This is a genomic window from Kitasatospora sp. NPDC059599, from assembly GCF_042735125.1.
Taxonomy (GTDB): Bacteria; Actinomycetota; Actinomycetes; order Streptomycetales; family Streptomycetaceae; genus Kitasatospora.
The window spans coordinates 15,135-30,964 of the sequence record NZ_JBHWCL010000007.1 but is presented as its reverse complement, the minus strand read 5'-3'; the positions used below and the strand labels follow the sequence as shown (position 1 = coordinate 30,964).

12 protein-coding genes are annotated in these 15,830 nt (G+C 74.3%); 6 read left to right on the top strand and 6 right to left on the bottom strand.

Annotation, left to right across the window (positions count from 1 at the left end):
* The first annotated feature begins 155 nt into the window (after positions 1 to 155).
* A complete protein-coding gene (locus ACFV04_RS04180) occupies positions 156 to 2,003 on the top strand; it encodes an ABC transporter ATP-binding protein (RefSeq protein WP_380340104.1) in 1,848 nt (615 codons plus the stop codon).
* Between the two features lie 153 nt (positions 2,004 to 2,156).
* Here the strand turns inward: ACFV04_RS04180 and ACFV04_RS04175 are convergent, their stop codons facing one another.
* Entirely contained in the window at positions 2,157 to 2,825 is a 669-nt protein-coding gene (locus ACFV04_RS04175; RefSeq protein ID WP_380340107.1) for a lysophospholipid acyltransferase family protein, read from the bottom strand.
* A 176-nt stretch (positions 2,826 to 3,001) separates the two neighbouring features.
* Between ACFV04_RS04175 and ACFV04_RS04170 the strand changes: the two genes are divergently transcribed.
* A complete protein-coding gene (locus ACFV04_RS04170) occupies positions 3,002 to 3,214 on the top strand; it encodes an EF-hand domain-containing protein (RefSeq protein ID WP_360250369.1) in 213 nt (70 codons plus the stop codon).
* 200 nt (positions 3,215 to 3,414) lie between these two features.
* Here the strand turns inward: ACFV04_RS04170 and ACFV04_RS04165 are convergent, their stop codons facing one another.
* Positions 3,415 to 5,619 (bottom strand): CDP-glycerol glycerophosphotransferase family protein, encoded by a 2,205-nt coding sequence (locus ACFV04_RS04165; protein ID WP_380340111.1) that lies wholly within the window; start codon positions 5,617 to 5,619, stop codon positions 3,415 to 3,417.
* A 986-nt stretch (positions 5,620 to 6,605) separates the two neighbouring features.
* On the opposite strand from ACFV04_RS04165, the gene ACFV04_RS04160 reads away from it, so the two are divergent.
* On the top strand, positions 6,606 to 6,872 hold the full coding sequence (locus tag ACFV04_RS04160; RefSeq protein WP_360250363.1) for a hypothetical protein: 267 nt from the start codon (positions 6,606 to 6,608) through the stop codon (positions 6,870 to 6,872).
* Positions 6,873 to 7,101: 229 nt separating this feature from the next.
* Positions 7,102 to 7,548, top strand: a complete 447-nt coding sequence (locus ACFV04_RS04155) for a YjbQ family protein (RefSeq protein ID WP_360250360.1) — start codon at positions 7,102 to 7,104, stop codon at positions 7,546 to 7,548.
* A gap of 157 nt (positions 7,549 to 7,705) precedes the next feature.
* On the opposite strand, the gene ACFV04_RS04150 is transcribed toward ACFV04_RS04155, so the two are convergent.
* Both ACFV04_RS04150 and ACFV04_RS04145 read right to left on the bottom strand, forming a co-directional pair.
* Positions 7,706 to 8,257 carry a DUF1990 family protein gene (locus tag ACFV04_RS04150; RefSeq protein ID WP_380340115.1) on the bottom strand — a complete coding sequence of 184 codons (552 nt, stop codon included), beginning with the start codon at positions 8,255 to 8,257 and terminating at the stop codon, positions 7,706 to 7,708.
* A 268-nt stretch (positions 8,258 to 8,525) separates the two neighbouring features.
* Positions 8,526 to 9,641: an FAD-dependent monooxygenase gene (locus tag ACFV04_RS04145; protein ID WP_380526649.1), complete on the bottom strand. Its 1,116-nt coding sequence runs from the start codon at positions 9,639 to 9,641 to the stop codon at positions 8,526 to 8,528.
* Positions 9,642 to 9,957: 316 nt separating this feature from the next.
* On the opposite strand from ACFV04_RS04145, the gene ACFV04_RS04140 reads away from it, so the two are divergent.
* Both ACFV04_RS04140 and ACFV04_RS04135 read left to right on the top strand, forming a co-directional pair.
* Positions 9,958 to 11,073, top strand: a complete 1,116-nt coding sequence (locus tag ACFV04_RS04140) for a TetR/AcrR family transcriptional regulator C-terminal domain-containing protein (RefSeq protein WP_380526762.1) — start codon at positions 9,958 to 9,960, stop codon at positions 11,071 to 11,073.
* 9 nt (positions 11,074 to 11,082) lie between these two features.
* Complete coding sequence (locus tag ACFV04_RS04135; protein WP_380340121.1) at positions 11,083 to 11,301, top strand: hypothetical protein; 219 nt, start codon at positions 11,083 to 11,085, stop codon at positions 11,299 to 11,301.
* 55 nt (positions 11,302 to 11,356) lie between these two features.
* Here the strand turns inward: ACFV04_RS04135 and ACFV04_RS04130 are convergent, their stop codons facing one another.
* Both ACFV04_RS04130 and ACFV04_RS04125 read right to left on the bottom strand, forming a co-directional pair.
* Entirely contained in the window at positions 11,357 to 14,398 is a 3,042-nt protein-coding gene (locus ACFV04_RS04130; protein WP_380526647.1) for an AAA family ATPase, read from the bottom strand.
* Positions 14,395 to 15,564 carry an exonuclease SbcCD subunit D gene (locus ACFV04_RS04125; protein WP_380526645.1) on the bottom strand — a complete coding sequence of 390 codons (1,170 nt, stop codon included), beginning with the start codon at positions 15,562 to 15,564 and terminating at the stop codon, positions 14,395 to 14,397. Before ACFV04_RS04125 ends, ACFV04_RS04130 begins: the two co-directional genes overlap by 4 nt.
* Between the last annotated feature and the right edge of the window lie 266 nt (positions 15,565 to 15,830).

The window sequence follows — 15,830 nt, the reverse complement described above, 5'->3', positions numbered from 1 at the left end:
CGGGGCTGCGGGGTCGCTGGGCAGCGGGGAATAGGGCAACCCTCACTATTAGCTTGCCTAACTATGAGCTACGCTCGCTATGCTGGCGTTCATCCGACCGCCGTGCCACCCGTCGTCGCGCCCCCGGCGCGCGTCCCGACCCTGGAGGCCCGCCTTTGAGGCCCGCCGTCAACTGGACCCCGCCTGCCCGCGCCGAGGGCGAGCCCCGCCCGCCCGCACAGTGGCGGCGCATCCTCGCGCTCTTCCGCCCGTACCGGGGCCGCCTGACCACCGTCGGGCTGCTGGTCGCCGCCTCCGCCGTGGTCTCGGTGGTCTCGCCGTTCCTGCTGAAGGCCGTCCTGGACACCGCCATCCCGCAGGGCCGCACCGGGCTGCTCAGCCTGCTCGCGCTCGGGATGATCCTCACCGCCGTGGTGAACAGCGTCTTCAACGTCCTGCAGACGCTGATCTCCACCACCGTCGGCCAGCGCGTGATGCACGACCTGCGCACCGCCGTCTACGGGCACCTGCAGCGGCAGTCGCTGGCGTTCTTCACCCGCACCCGCACCGGCGAGGTGCAGTCCCGGATCGCCAACGACATCGGGGGCATGCAGTCCACGGTGACCTCCACCGCGACCAGCCTGGTGTCCAACCTCACCGCGGTGGTCGCCTCCGTCGTCGCCATGCTCGCCCTGGACTGGCGGCTCACCGTCGTCTCCCTGCTCCTGCTCCCGCTGTTCGTCTGGATCAGCCGCAGGGTCGGCAGGGAACGCAAGAAGATCACCACCGAGCGGCAGAAGCAGCTGGCCGCGATGAGCTCGGCGGTCCAGGAGTCGCTGTCGGTCAGCGGCATCCTGCTCGGACGCACGATGGGCCGCTCCGACTCACTGGCCCGCGACTTCACCGAGCAGTCCGACCGGCTCGCCGACCTGGAGGTCCGGGCCGGCATGGCCGGGCGCTGGCGGATGAACACCATCCAGATCGTGATGGCCGCGATGCCCGCGCTGATCTACTGGGCGGCCGGCCTGACCTCCGCCGCCGGCGCCCCGATCGTGTCGGTCGGCACCCTGGTCGCCTTCGTCACCCTCCAGCAGGGCCTCTTCCGCCCCACCGTGAGCCTGCTGTCCACGGGCGTCGACGTGCAGACCTCGCTCGCGCTCTTCCAGCGCATCTTCGAGTACCTCGACCTCCCGGTGGAGATCGCCGAGCCGGCCGCGCCGGTCACCCTGGCCGAGCCGCGCGGCGAGGTCCGCTTCGAGCGCGTCGACTTCCGCTACGACCCGGCCCAGGAGCGTCCGACCCTCTCCGGCCTCGACCTCACGGTCCCGGCCGGGAGCTCACTGGCCGTGGTCGGCGAGACCGGCTCGGGCAAGACCACCCTCAGCTACCTCGTCCCGCGGCTGTACGACGTCACCGGCGGCCGGGTCACCCTGGACGGCGTCGACGTCCGCGAGCTCTCCTTCGACACCCTGGCCCGCTCGGTCGGCGTGGTCTCCCAGGAGACCTACCTCTTCCACGCCTCGGTCGCCGAGAACCTGCGCTTCGCCAAGCCGGGCGCCACCGACGCCGAACTGGTCGAGGCCGCCCGGGCCGCACAGGTCCACGACACCATCGCCGCCCTGCCGGACGGCTACGACACCATGGTCGGCGAACGCGGCTACCGCTTCTCCGGCGGCGAGAAGCAGCGCCTCGCGCTCGCCCGGACGATCCTGCGCAACCCGCCGGTGCTCATCCTCGACGAGGCCACCAGCGCGCTCGACAACCGCACCGAGCGCGCCGTCCAGCAGGCCGTGGACGCCCTGTCCGCCGGCCGCACCACCATCACCATCGCGCACCGGCTCTCCACCGTCCGCGCCGCCGACCAGATCGCCGTCCTGGACCACGGCGAGGTGGTCGAACTGGGCACCCACGACGAGCTGGTGGCGCTGGACGGCCGATACGCGGCCCTGCTGCGCCGGGAAGCACCGGAAGCGGCCGCGCTGCCGGAGGCCGTCCTGCCGGAGGTCGCCCTCGACCGGGTGTGAAGCCCGGCCCGGGTGTGAACCCCGCCCCGGTGTGAAGCCAGCCCGGGTGCGAACCCCACCTCGGTGTGAAGCCTTCGAGCGGATGTGGGCCCGTGCACGGCCGTGAACCCGTGCCCGGGCGTGGACCCCTCGGACAGGGGTGACCCCCGGCGGTCAGGCCGCCTTCGGCACCTCGTTGTAGGTCTCCGCGACCTCCTGGCCGGAGAGCCGCTGGATCGCCGCCATCACCTCGTCGGTCACCTGCCGACGGGCCTTCAGCGAGCGGGCCTGCCCGTGCAGCTCGTCGAAGTGCAGCGGCTCGCCGAAGCGGACCGTCACCTTCTCCAGTCGCGGCACCCGCTTGCCCACCGGCAGGATCTGCTCCGGCCCCTCCAGCGCCACCGGGACCACCGGCACGCCGGCGGTCAGCGCGAGCCAGGCGACGCCCGTCTTGCCCCGGTAGAGGCGGCCGTCCAGCGAGCGCGTGCCCTCGGGGTAGATGCCGAAGGCCTTGCCGTCCTCCAGGATCTCCAGCGCCGACTCCAGCGAGGCCTGAGCGGAACGGTAGGTGCCGCGCTCGACCGGCACCGCGCCGATCGCCTCGAAGAAGCCCTTGGAGAGCTTGCCCTTGAGCCCGGCGCCGGTGAAGTACTCGGCCTTGGCGAGGAAGTGGACCCGGCGCGGCGAGGTCAGCGGGATCACCACGCTGTCGATGAAGGACAGGTGGTTGCTGGCCAGGATGACCCCGCCCTTGCGCGGTACGTTCTCGACCCCCTCGATGACCGGGCGCCAGATTCCCCGCGAAACCGGTTTCAGCACCAGCTTGGTGACGAGGTCGAGCACGATTCCCTCCCTGGACGAACGACCGCCCGGGAGGTGCCCGGGCCCGCAATCAGATCCGCAGACTACGACACCCACCCCCGCGCCCGTCCACTCCCGCCGACCGTGGTGCACACCACGGACAGGTAGGGTACGGCCGTCCGAACCGAGCAACACCCCGCAGTACCCAGGAGGGCACGATGGAGACCACCGAGGCGATCAAGGCCTTTTTCGACCGCTTCGACAAGGACGGCGACGGCAAGATCACCCCGGCCGAGTACGCGCTCGCCGCGAACGAGATGGGCGACCACGACGTCACCCTCTCGATGGCCGAGGCCCTGATCCACAGCATGGACACCAACCACGACGGCGTCCTGACCTTCGACGAGTTCCTGGCCGCGCGCCGGCGCTGAGCCCGCGTGCCGACGGGGCCGGTCGCCGTACCGGCGGCACCGGCCCCGCCCGGCGGTCCCGCCGTCCCCCGTGCCCCGGGCCGCCCCGTCGCTTCTCCGCGCCAGGGCCGCTCCGCCGTCCCCCGTGCCGCTCCGCCGTCCCCCGTGCGCCCGTCGCGTCCCCCGTGCCCCGGGCCCGCCCGGTGGCGTCCCGCGGGGCCCTACCGCCCGTCGGTCACCGGGAACACCCGGCGCACCACCCGGTCCGCCGCGCCGCCGTCGTCCCAGACGCAGAACTTCGCCCGGAACCGCGCCCGCGCCCCCGGTGCCGGATCGCCCGCCAGCAGTGCCCGCACCAGTTCCCCCGCGGTCTCCGTGACCGCTCCCGGCGGCTCCGCGAACAGGTCGAAGTAGACGCCGCGCTCCCGCTGGTACTCCTCCCAGTCCGGGGCGAAGACCACCACCGGCCGGTCCAGCACCGCGTAGTCGAACATCATCGACGAGTAGTCCGTCACCAGCACGTCCGCTGCGAGGTAGAGGTCCTCGACGGTCGGGTGCGCCGAGACGTCCACGATCCGTGCCGCGTCCCCGTCGGCCGCCAGATCGCCCGGTCCGCCGGTGTGGAAGTAGTGCGTGCGCACCAGCAGCGTGAAGTCCGGGCCCAGCCGCCCGGCCAGCTCGGCCACGTCCAGCAGGGGCACGTAGCCGCCCTTGCCGCCGCGGTGGGTCGGCGCGTACAGCACGGCCCTGGTGCCCGGCCGCAGCCCCAGTCGCTCGCGCACCGCGCGCACCTCGTCCGGGGACGCGTCGGCCAGCCGGTCGTTGCGCGGGTAGCCGGTGTCGAGCATCTCGTACCGGCCGGGGAAGGCGCGGGCGAAGTGCTCGCTGGTGTGCGGGTTCGGAGAGACCAGGAAGTCCCAGCGGTCGACGGCCTCTTGGAGCAGGTCGAAGTCCATCCCCTCCGCCGCCTCGGGGCGGTCGCGCAGGTCCATGCCCATGGTCTTGAGCGGGGTGCCGTGCTGGGTCTGGACGTGCACCGAGCCGGGCCGCTTGACCATCGTGCGCGGGAAGTTGACGTTGTTGACGAAGTACTTGGCGGTCGCCATCACCTTCAGGTAGGCGGGGGTGTTGACGATCACGTACGGCACCCCGGGCGGCAGCGTGCCGGCCTGCCGGCGGTTCTCCACCACCCACACGCCCCGGATCCGCGGCGTGAGTTCCTTCGCCTTCTCGTAGATCGCCGCCGGACTGCAGGCGTAGCCCCGGTGCCAGTACGCGGCGTAGACCGCCAGGTTCTCGTCGAGCGGCAGCCGGCGGAAGGCGTTGTACGCGGTGAACCGGGCGCCGCTGCGCACCCCCTTCTTCACCGCGGGCGCCACCGCCCGTGCCCCGCGCTTGAGTTCGCGCGGAAGCCGGCCGGTGCGGCGCAGCTCGGCGTACGCGATCCGGGCGCCGCGGGCGGCCAGCCGGTACTGCACGCCGCGCACCCCGCCGGGGTAGCGGTAGCCGGCCGGGCGGTGCCGGTCGAAGTGCCGGGCGATCCGCTGGAAGAAGTCCCGGCGCAGGTCGGCGGGGACCAGCCCGGGGGAGTCGTAGACGTTGAGCGCCTGGCGGACGGTCCGGTCGAAGACCAGCGTGCGCAGCGACTCCGGGACGGGTCTGCCGGGGCGGTCCGGGCGGTCCAGGAAGGCGAAGATCGCGTCGTACTGCGCGAAGACGTCGGCGTGCTTGGGGGAGGCGGTGGCGGTGATCGCACCGTCCCGTCCGCGCCGGTAGTTGTAGCAGGCCCGGTCGACGTAGCGCAGCCGCTCGGCGGCCAGCAGCGCCGGGTAGGTGACCGAGATGTCCTCGTAGTAGCCGCGGCCGAAGGAGACGCCGAGGCCGTCCAGGAACTCGCGCCGGAACACCTTGTTCCACACCGACATCACGGTCTGGAACAGTGCCGGGTGCTCGGCCAGCGTGCTGCCCTCGACCAGCGGGGAGCCCGTCAGCACGTGGCGCCAAGGGTTGGACTCCGTCCCGCCGTCCGGGTAGACGTGGGTGAAGTCGGTGATCAGCACGTCGGCGGGGGTCTCGCGGCGGCGCTCCTGCGCCAGCTCGTCGAGGACCACGCTGACGGTCCGCTCGGGCAGCCAGTCGTCGCTGTCCAGGAACCAGACGTACTCGCCACGGGCCTGCGGCAGGGCGGCGGTGCGGGCGCCGCCGAGGCCCTGGTTCTCGGTGAGGTGCATCACTCGCAGCCGGGGGTCGCGGACCGCGTAGGCGTCCAGGATCGCGCCGGAGCCGTCGGGGGAGAGGTCGTCGACCGCGATGACCTCGAAGCGGGACTCCAGGGCGGGGGTGTCGCCGAGGATCGAGTCGAGGCAGCGCGGCAGGTACCGCTCCACGCCGTGGACCGGGAGCACGATGCTGAGGAGGAGGGACACGCTGGCCGAGTCTACCGATCCACCGGGCGCGACCAGCGCGGACGTCCGGTGCGAGCGGTCTCGCCGGGGACGGGCGGGATTTCGCCGACGGGATCCGCGGCGGACTGACCCGGAACCGCCGGTGCCGGGCCCCTTGCGGGGCGGCACCGGCAGTCAGGTGGCGGTCCGGCCGACCCTCGACGGCCGACCGCCGGTCCGGGCACCGCGCGAGCCTGGCCACCGCAGCGTCGAGGCGGCCGGGCAGTGGCTCGCGGGAGCCGGAGTTCTTCATCAATCGAACACGCGCCTGGGTGCGGTGCGGGCACAGCGCGTGCAATCAGATATTGCTTGGAGGTGAGGCGGGAGTCAATCCCTCGAATGTGTTCACTTCATGAAAGCAAGCGCGCAGGGGGTGAGGGGGGTCGAATCGACGGGGGTCGGTGGCGTCCGGTGACGGGAGGTGGCGATGGGTGACGAGGGTGGTGGCGATCCGGGGCTCGCGGGTCAGGTCGGGGCGGGTGGAGGTCGACGGTCGGCCTGCGGCGTCGGGTTGCGGCGTCGGCTCGGGAACCGGCGACGGTGCCGCTTCGGGACCGGCTCGGCGTCGGCTCGGGAACCGGCGTCGACGTGGGGTCGGAGGCGCCCCGAACATCACTTTGTCGATCTGGCGGCTGTCCCCTATATGGGGAGTCCGTCTGCGGAGGTCCCGGGGGTGTGCGCGGGCGCTCCGGCCGACGCCGTGCCGGGTGCCGCCGCAGCGCCCCACGTGCGCCGGGCGCGGACGGCGCGGACGGCTACCCGGTCCGCACTTCCGGGCACTGCTGACGGATGGCCGGTCGTGCACCATCATTGATGCCTAGTCGTGATCGGCCGGGTGGCCCCTGGTGCATCGTCAGTTGACGCCGCACGGTACGGTGGCACAACACCAAGGACGGTTGCGCGAAGGCCGTCTGTCACGGATAGTCTTCGCCTCACGGCCCTGGCGCCTCGTAGGGGTGGGAAAACTGATGGAACACATGCAAGTGCGGACTCGGCCCCGTGTGCCGGCGATCCAGTGCGGTGTCGGCACGACCGGCCGCCGGATCGAACGACACCTGGCCGTGCTCGGCGCGCCCGCGCTCCCGGCGGTGGACACCGCCGAGGCGCTCGGGCTGATAAGGGAGCTGACGCCTCGCGGCGCCGGGGCCCCGACGACCCGTCGTCGCCACACCAGGATCTCGCTGCTGACGCCGCTGCGTCGGCTGCGTCGGAGCCTCTTCGGCGGGCGCGGCTAGGGGTTCGTCCCCAGCCGTCGTCGGTCGTCGTCCCGCCCTGGTCGGGAACAGACCCGGTGGACCGTCCGGTCCGCCGGGTCATTGGCGTGTCCGGACGCCCCGTCGCTCCGGGGCGGCCCGAAGCCCGCGCTGTGGTCTGAACCTTTCACCTTATGCGAGTTTGCCTCCCTGGCAAGGCGAGTCGGCGAGGCAGTAGGCCCGACCCCCTGACCTGGGCCAGGATGGCGCCATGGCGGACAACAACCACTCCACCCCGACCGGCCGGTTCCAGACCACCACCTTCGAGATCACCACGGGCAGCCGCGAAGTCGCGGTCGACATCACCGACCGCTGCGCGGCGTTCCTGGACGAGCGGGCCACCGGGCGCGACGGCCTGCTCAACGTCTTCGTGCCGCACGCGACCGCCGGGATCGCCGTCCTGGAGACCGGCTCCGGCAGCGACGACGACTTCCTCGCCACCCTGCGGGACCTGCTCCCGGCCGACGACCGCTGGCGCCACCGGCACGGCAGCCCCGGGCACGGCCGGGACCACGTGGTGCCCGGCCTCGTCGCCCCGCACGCGACGCTGCCGGTGCTCGGCGGCCAACTCGCGCTCGGCGTCTGGCAGTCCGTGGTGCTCGTCGACACCAACGGGGACAATCCGCGCCGTACCGTCCGGCTGTCCTTCCTGGGCTGATTCGGGTCGGCGTCGGGCTGGGTCGGCGTCGGGCTGGGGCTGATTCGGGTCGGCGTCGGGCTGGGGCTGATTCGGGTCGGCGTCGGGCTGGGTCGGCGTCGGGTCGGTCCCGGCGGCTGCAGGGTGCAGGCTGCCGGACGCGGATACCGGATACCGGCTACCGGCCGACGTGGGCGGCCACCGCCGCCAGGTAGCGCTCGATCGCCAGGTGCTGGCAGAGCAGCGCGACCGGGCGGCCCAGGCGTGCGTACCAGGCGGACAGCCGGGAGAACGCGGTGACTTCGAACCACACCTCGCCGTCGGCGTCCATCGACACCAGGAACGCCTCCTCGCCGCACTCCGGGTGGCCGGGGAGCGTTCCGTAGGCGAACCCGACCCGGTCCGGCTCGTCCGTCGTCCACACGACCCGGCAGGGGATCACCAGCCGTGGCCACCGGCTGCCCGGCAGGCTCAGCCGCAGCAGCACCGTGTCGCCGTCCCGGGCCGGGCCGCCGGGGTGGACGGCGAAACCGGTGCCCGTCTGGCTTCCCCAGTCGCGCACGTACCGCCCGGCCCGCTGCAGCACCTCCGGCCCGCGCCCGAGGTGTATCCGGCGCCGCAGGTGCGCGTAGCCGTCCGGCAGCCGCCCGCCCCTGGTCGCCCCCACCTCGGCGTACGAGGGTGCGGTGGCGCGGGCGGCAAGCAGGCGGCGGTGGAGGTCGGTGGCCATGCCGGCCACGGTAGCCGCCGCCCGGGACCGCCCGGTCGGCGGGCTGCCCGGGGTTGCCGGGGGACTGCCGGGGGTTGCGGGGGGCTGCGGGCCCACGGGGCGCCGGAGGCCGACGGGCGGGGCTCGGCGAACAACGTTCAGCGAACAGGGTTCAGATGACAGAGTTCAGCGAACGTCTTCTGACATCTGTTCGTCGGGTCCGTGCCCGTGCCCGGTTGTCGGGGCCGCTTGCCCGCCGCCCGCGTCGCCCACCGTTCGACCGCGCCGGTCAGCCGTCGAGCGAGATCGCGCTCTTGGCCCGCTCCACCGACTCCTCGGCGGCCGGCCCGCCCGGATTCTCGGTCGCCAGGGCCTGGTTGAGCTCGACGAACGGGCGCAGCCGTTCCTCGTACGAGGCGAAGGCGGCCCGGTGGTCGCCGTCGGAGCGGGCGAGGGCGTCGGCGAGGACGTGGGCGCCGACGAGGGCGAGGCTGGTGCCCTGGCCCGACAGCGGGGAGGCGCAGTAGCCCGCGTCCCCGAGCAGGACGACCCGGCCGTGCGACCAGCGGTCCATCCGGATCCGGGTCATCGTGTCGCAGTAGAAGTCGGGTGCCTCGGCCAGTGCCTTCAGCAGCCTCGGGGTTTCCCAGCGCAGTGCCGCCATCCGCTCGGCGACGACCGCCTTCTGCGATTCCGGACCGCGTCGGCCGTGCGGCAGCGGCTCGCCGCCGAAGCCGAAGGTGATCCGCAGCTCGGTGTTGTCCCGCACCGGGTAGACGCCGTAGCCGGCCTCGCCGTCGCGCAGCCACAGCTGCCAGTCCTCCAGGCCGAGGAAGTTGTCCGCGCTGAAGATCGCCAGGTGCATGCCGAGGTGGTGGGCGAAGTGCTCCTCGGGTCCGAAGGTCAGCCGGCGCACGGCGGAGTGCAGGCCGTCGGCGCCCACGACCAGGTCGTACCGGTGGGGTGCGGCGTGCTCGAAGTGGACCCGGACGCCGTCCTCGTCCTGGTCGAGTGCCGTGACGCCGTCGCCGAACAGGAACCGGGTGTTCCCTTCGGCGATCGCCCGTTCGTGCAGGATCCGGACGAGGTCGTCGCGCAGCAGCTCGATGTCGTCGCTGTCGAGCCGCCCGCTGCTGAACGTGCTCTCGGTGGAGCGGTGGACCTCCCGGCCGTCGCCGTCCAGGACGGACATGCCCCGCATCCGGGTCCGGTGGGCGCGGGCCTGTGCCAGCACGCCCAGCCGCCCGGCCACTTCCAGTGCGGCGCCCCGGATGTCGACGGCCTGTCCGCCGCCGCGCAGTGCGGGGGCGTGCTCGACCACCGTGGGGGCGAAGCCCCGGCAGCTCAGCAGTGCGGCGAGCGCGGTGCCGGCGATGCCGCCGCCGGAGATGAGTACGGTCTTCATGGGTCGCTCCTCGCTGTTCGTCCGCGCGCGGTGTCGCGCGCTGGTCCGTACGTTGTACGCGACGCTGAATGTACGGCGTACATGCAGGCCCGCCAAGTGCGGTTTCTCCGCTTCTGAACTAGTGCAGCCAGGGGTTTCGGGGAAGCTCTCCTGGTAGCGTCTGAGCTAGTACAGTTCCGGGCGTCGCAGAAGGAGATCCGTGTCACACGAGCGAGTCGGAGCCAGCCGCACGCATGCCACCCCCGGGACCGCCGTTCCCGGGCTTGCCACCGTCCCCGGATCCGCCACCCCCGGGTCCGCCCCGCCGTACCGGCGCATCGCCGACGAGATCGCCGCGCGGATCGCCGAGGGCACCCTCGCGCCGGGCGATCGGGTGCCCTCGACCCGGCGGATCGCCCGCGAGTGGCACGTCGCGTTGGCCACGGCCACCAAGGTGCTCACCACGCTGCGGCTGGAGGGGCTGGTCGAGACCCGGCCCCGGGTGGGCACCGTGGTGGCAGCCGCCCCCGCCCCTTCCCCTGGCCCTGAACCTGGCCCTGCTCCCGCCACCGCTGCGCGGCCCGGCACCGCGGTGGGTGCACGCGTTCCGACGCCCGCTGAACCGTCCACTCCCGGGCCGTCCACTCCCGGGCCGTCCGTCGAACTCACCGCGGAGCGGATCGTCCGGGCCGCCCTGGAGATCGCCGACCGAGAGGGGCTCGCCGCACTCTCCATGCGCAGCGTCGCGGCCCGGCTCGGTGTCGCCGCGATGTCTCCCTACCGGTACGTCCCGAGCAAGGACGACCTGGTGCTGCTGATGGCGGATGCCGCGTTCGGGGAGGAGTCGTACCCGGCCGGGCCGCCGGGGGACTGGCGGGCGCGGCTGGAACTCGGTGCGCACACGCTGTGGCGGATCTACCGGCGCCATCCGTGGCTCGCCCAGGTCGGCGTGCTCACCCGCCCGCTGATGCTGCCCGCCCTGTTGGACCACGCCGAGTGGGCGCTCTCCGCACTCGACGGCCACGGCCTCGACGCCGCGACGATGCTCGACCTGCACGTCCTGCTCTACAGCTACGTCCAGGGGATCGCCGTCCACCTGGAGCGGGCGGCGCAGGCCGAGGCGAGCACCGGTCTCACCGAGGACCAGTGGATGGACCGTCAGGGACCGGCCCTCACGGCGATCGTCACCGGCGAGCGCCACCCCGTGTTCGCGCGGACGACCGGCAGCCTCGGTGACGGCTACGACCTGGACCTGGACGCGCTCTTCGCCTTCGGGCTGAAGCCGCTGCTGGACGGGGTCGCCACCATGATCGAGTCGGCCGGGAGCGGGAGCGGGAGCGGGAGCGGGAGCGGGAGCGGGAGCGGGAGCGGGGCCGGGGCCGGGAACAGGAACGGTGCCGCCGACGGGGCCACCACCGGGGCCGTCTTGCGGCGGGGCGGAGCGTCGGAGTAGGAAGGCAGCATGAGCGACAACGCGACGAACGAGCCCACGGTGGTCTGCGAACTCGCCCCCGACGGCGGCGCCGAGGCGGCGCTGCGGCACGACCCGGCGGCGTCCGGGCCCCGCGCCGACTGCGTGCTGTGCGGCGAGCCGACCGAGCTGTCCGCCGACCAGCCGGGCAGCACGCTCTGCCCGGTGTGCGCCTGGCAGCAGGCACAGCGGATCGCCTGCTCGGGCTGACACCGCCCCGGTCGAGCCGCCCCTGGTCGAGTCGCCCCTGGTCGAGCCACGCGCGTTACGCGTCCTCCCGCCCGGCCAGGGCCAGCGTCGAGCCGCGCCGCCCCTTGCGGACCAGCAGTTGGGCCGGGATGCGGCTGCGCAGATCGGCGACGTGACTGACGATGCCGACCGCGCGGTCCCGTTCGCGCAGGCCGTCGAGGACGTCCATCACCTCCTCCAGCGACTGCTCGTCGAGCGTGCCGAAGCCCTCGTCGATGAACAGGGTGTCCAGCGGCATGCCGCCCGCCTCGTCGGTCACCACGTCGGCCAGGCCCAGGGCGAGGGAGAGCGAGGCGAAGAAGCTCTCGCCGCCGGACAGGGTCGCGGTGTCCCGCTCGGTGCCCGTCCAGGCGTCCACCACCCGCAGGGCCAGGCCCGAGCGCCTGGTGCCGGTGCCCCGGTCGTCACTGTGGACCAGGGTGTAGCGCCCGCCGGACATCCGGACCAGCCGGTCGCTGGCCGCCGCCGCGACCTGCTCCAGCCGGGCCGCCAGCACGTACGACTCCAGGCGCATCCGCAGCCGGTTCTCGGCGGAGGTGCCGGCGGCCAGCGTGGCGAGCCGGTTGATCCGCCCGTACCGGTCCAGCGCCGGGGCCAGCTCGGCGGCGAGCCCGGCCAGCTGCCGCCCGATCTCGGCCAGTGCGCCGCAGCGTTCGCGGGCCGCGGCCTGAGCGGCGTGCGCCTGCCCGAGCCGGTCGGTCGCGGCGCGGAGCGCGGCCCCGGCGGCGGGCAGGTCGACCGGCGGACGGGTCGCGGCCTCGGCCAGCTCCGGGAGGTCCAGTTCGTGCCGGACGGCGGCGGTCTCGGCGCGGTGCCGCTCCAGCCGGTCCTCCAGCCGGTCGCGTTCCTCGCGCGGCAGCAGCACCGCCAGCGCGGCCGCGGCGTCCGGGAAACCCGCTGCGGCGGCGGTCTTGCCCAGTTCGCCCTCGGCTTCGTCGAGTCGGCCCGCCGCCTCGGTGTGGGCCCGTGCGGCCGTTGCCGCGGCGGCGACCTGCTCGGCGAGCCGGGTGAGGGCCGCAGCCCGGTCGGCGACCGAGGCCGCCTCCCCCCGGGCGGCCGCCACCCGGGCGGTCAGTGCCTCCTGTTCGGTGCCGAGCTTCAGCAGCCGGTCGGTGAGGACGGCGGCGCGCTCCCTGGCCTCGTGCAGTTCGTCGCCCCGGCGGGTGCGGTCCCGCGACAGCCGGGCGATCTCCTGCTCGACCCGGCCGAGCGCCTCCGCCGTGTGCCGGGCCCCGCGGTGCTCGTGCTCCAGCTCGGTGAGGGCCCGAGCGAGCGCCTCGGCGCCGTCCGGCCCGGCCGCGCCGGCGGCCGCGGCCTCGCGCACCCGCAGGGCGGTGAGCGCCTGGTCGGCCTCCGTCCAGGCCTGGTCGGCGACGGCCTGGGCGCGACGGGCCCGCTCCTCGTCCTCGGCGCCGACCCGGCTGCCGGGCGCCGCTTCGGCGGGGGCCGGGTGCTCGGGCGAGCCGCAGACCCGGCAGGCCTCGCCGGTCAGCAGCTGTTCGGCCAGTTCGGCGGCCATGCCCGCCAGTCGCCGGTCCCGCAGGTCCAGACCGTGCTCGCGGGCGTCCAGCGCGGCGGCACGCAGCCCGACGACCCGCGGTTCGGCCGCCGCGATCTCGGCGCGCAGGCCGTCGCGCTCCCGCGCCGCGTCCAGGCGGGTGGTCAACTCGGCACGCTGCCCGTCCAGTTGCTCGACCCTGGCGGTCGCGGCCCGGGCCCGGGAGTGTTCCTCCTCCAGGCGGTGCAGCTCGCCCTCGAACTCGGCCAGCCAGTCCTCGGCCTCCTCGGCCAGCGCCTCGGCGGAACTCCGGTCCACCGTCAGGGAGCGCTGCTCCCGGGCGAGTTCGGCGCAGCGCCGCTCCTCCGTGCGGGCCGCCTCCAGCCGGACCACCTCGGCCCGCAGCCGCAGCTCGGCCTCGGCCAGCTCGGCCGCGCCGGCCCCGTGGAGCCGCCGGCCCTCCTCGCCGGGCGCGGCGGCCAACGCCTCGCGGTGTCGCTGCTCCGTCGTCCGCGCGCGCCGGAGCGCCTCGGTCGCGCCGTCCCGCAGCCGCAGTGCGGACTCCACCCCGACGGCCCCCTGTGCGGCGGCCAGCCGCTGCCGGTCCCGCGCCGCGGCGGGCTCGAAACCGGCGAGCCGCTCGGCCTCGGCCAGCGCCGCGCGGTACCGGCGCTGCCGCCCGGCCAGCTCCTCGGCCTCCTCGCGGCGCCGCTGGGACGCACCGTGCGCGTCCCCGGCGCCCGCGAGCGCCGACTCCGCCACGGCGAGCTGCTCGGCCGCGCCGCTGCGCAGGACCGCGGCCCAGCCGAGCACCCCGGCGGTCAGCCCGGCGGAGGCGTCCTCGGCCGGGACCCAGCCCTCGGCGGGCTCGGCGTCCGGGCCGGCCGCCTGCTCGGCCTTGCTGGCGAGATCGCGCAGTCGGCGCCGACCCGCCTGGACCGCTGCCTCCTGGGTGCGCCGCTGCTCGGCCAGCCAGTCCTCGACGAGCCGGTACCGCTCGGTGTCGAACAGTCGCCGCAGCAGCTTGCCGCGCTCCTCCGAGTCGGCCTTGAGGAAGTGGGCGAAGTCGCCCTGCGGCAGCAGCACCACCTGGCAGAACTGCTCCCGGTTCATGCCGATCAGCCGGAGGACCTCCTCCCCGACCTCCTGGTGCGACTTGCTGAGCCCCCGCCAGCCCGGCGAGCCGTCGCCGGAGTCGGCGACCCATTCGCGCAGCAGGGTCTGCGCCCGCTCGACCGTCGTCCCGCTGCCCACCTTCTTCGGCCGGCGCTGCTCCGGCAGGCGGGTGATCTGCAGCCGCCGTCCGCCGAGGGTCAGCTCCAGCCGGACCTCGGTCAGCCGTGCCGGGTCGGCGTGGTCGCTGCGCAGCCGCACGGCCCGGCGGGCGCCCGGCGTCTCCCCGTACAGGGCGAAGCAGACCGCGTCCAGCACGCTGCTCTTGCCGGCACCCGTCGGGCCGCGCAGCAGGAACAGCCCGCCGGAGGCGAGCGCGTCGAAGTCGACCGTCTCGGAGCCCGCGAACGGGCCGAAGGCGGTGACGGTGAGCCGGTGCAGCCTCATCGGGGCAGGTCCGCCTTCCGGTCGGTGGTCTCCCGGACGCGCTCGAAGCCCTCGCGCAGCCAGCCGAGCTCGTCCGGCTCCGGCTCGGCGCCGGGGCGGACGTGCCGCAGGAAGCCCTCGGCGATCTCCAGGTCGTCCCGGCCGCTCACCCGCGCGGCGTACGACGAGGAGGGCTCGGTGTCCGACTCCTCGGGGTCGAAGAGCAGCTGCAGGGTGTGCGGGAAGCGGCGGCGCAGCTTCTCCATCGGCTCGCCCGGCCGGGCGGCGTCGGTGAGCGTGGCCTGCACCCAGGACTGCTCGTGCTCGGTGTACGCCTCGTCGGTGAGCAGGGCCTGGAGGGTGTCGCGCAGGGTGGCCAGGGGGCGCGGCTCGGGGCAGGGGACGCGCTCGGCGGCCACCGATCCGTCGGCCGCGAGGTCGACCAGCCACATGCTCTTGCGCTGGCGCACCTCGGAGAAGGAGTAGGCGAGCGGGGAGCCGCTGTAGCGCAGGTGCGGGGCGAGCGTCTGGCAGCCGTGCAGGTGGCCGAGCGCGACGTAGTGCACCCCGTCGAAGACCGAGGCGGGCACGGCGGCGACGCCGCCGACCGCGATGTCCCGCTCGCTGTCGCTCGGTGCTCCGCCGGTGACGAAGGCGTGCGCCAGCACCACCGCGCGGGTGCCGGCCGGGCGCGCCGCCAGGTCGGCCCGGACCTCCGCCATGGCGGCCCCGAGCACCGCGGCGTGCCCGCCCTTCGACAGCCCGAACCGCTCGCGCACCAGCGTCGGCTCCAGGTACGGCAGGCCGTACACCGCGACCGGCCCGTGCTCGTCCGCCAGCACCACCGGGCTGGCGCACTCGCCGGGATCCGTCCGCAGGTGGATCCCCGCGCGGCCGATCAGGCCCGCCCCGACCCCGAGGCGGCGGGCCGAGTCGTGGTTGCCGCTGATGAACACCGTCGGCACGCCGAGGTCCGCCAGCCGGTGCAGGACGTCGTCGAACATCGCGACCGCCTCCAGCCCCGGCAGGGCCCGGTCGTACACGTCCCCGGCGACGAGCACGGCGTCCACGCGCTCGGCCCGGACCACGTCCACCAGGTGGTCCAGGAAGGCCCGTTGGGCGTCGTGCAGGCTCTCCCGGTGGAACGAACGCCCGAGGTGCCAGTCGGAGGTATGCAGCAGTCGCATGGTCCCCGACCCTAACGCGCGGCACTGACAATCCCGCCCGGATCCGCGGAGGCATGCGTCTCACCCGTACCGGGGGCCGGCGGTCCGCCGACCGGTCCGCCGTCGTGCCGGGGACCCGTCCGACCGGCCGCCCGGGGGGCGTTCCCGACCCGGCGTTCGATTACCAGGGGTGCATTGTCAGTGGCTCTGTGTATGTTCCTCGACGTCGGCGGCCCGTCGTCCGGGGCGGCCGGCGCCGTCGGGTGTCGGACGAGCGAGAAGCAGGA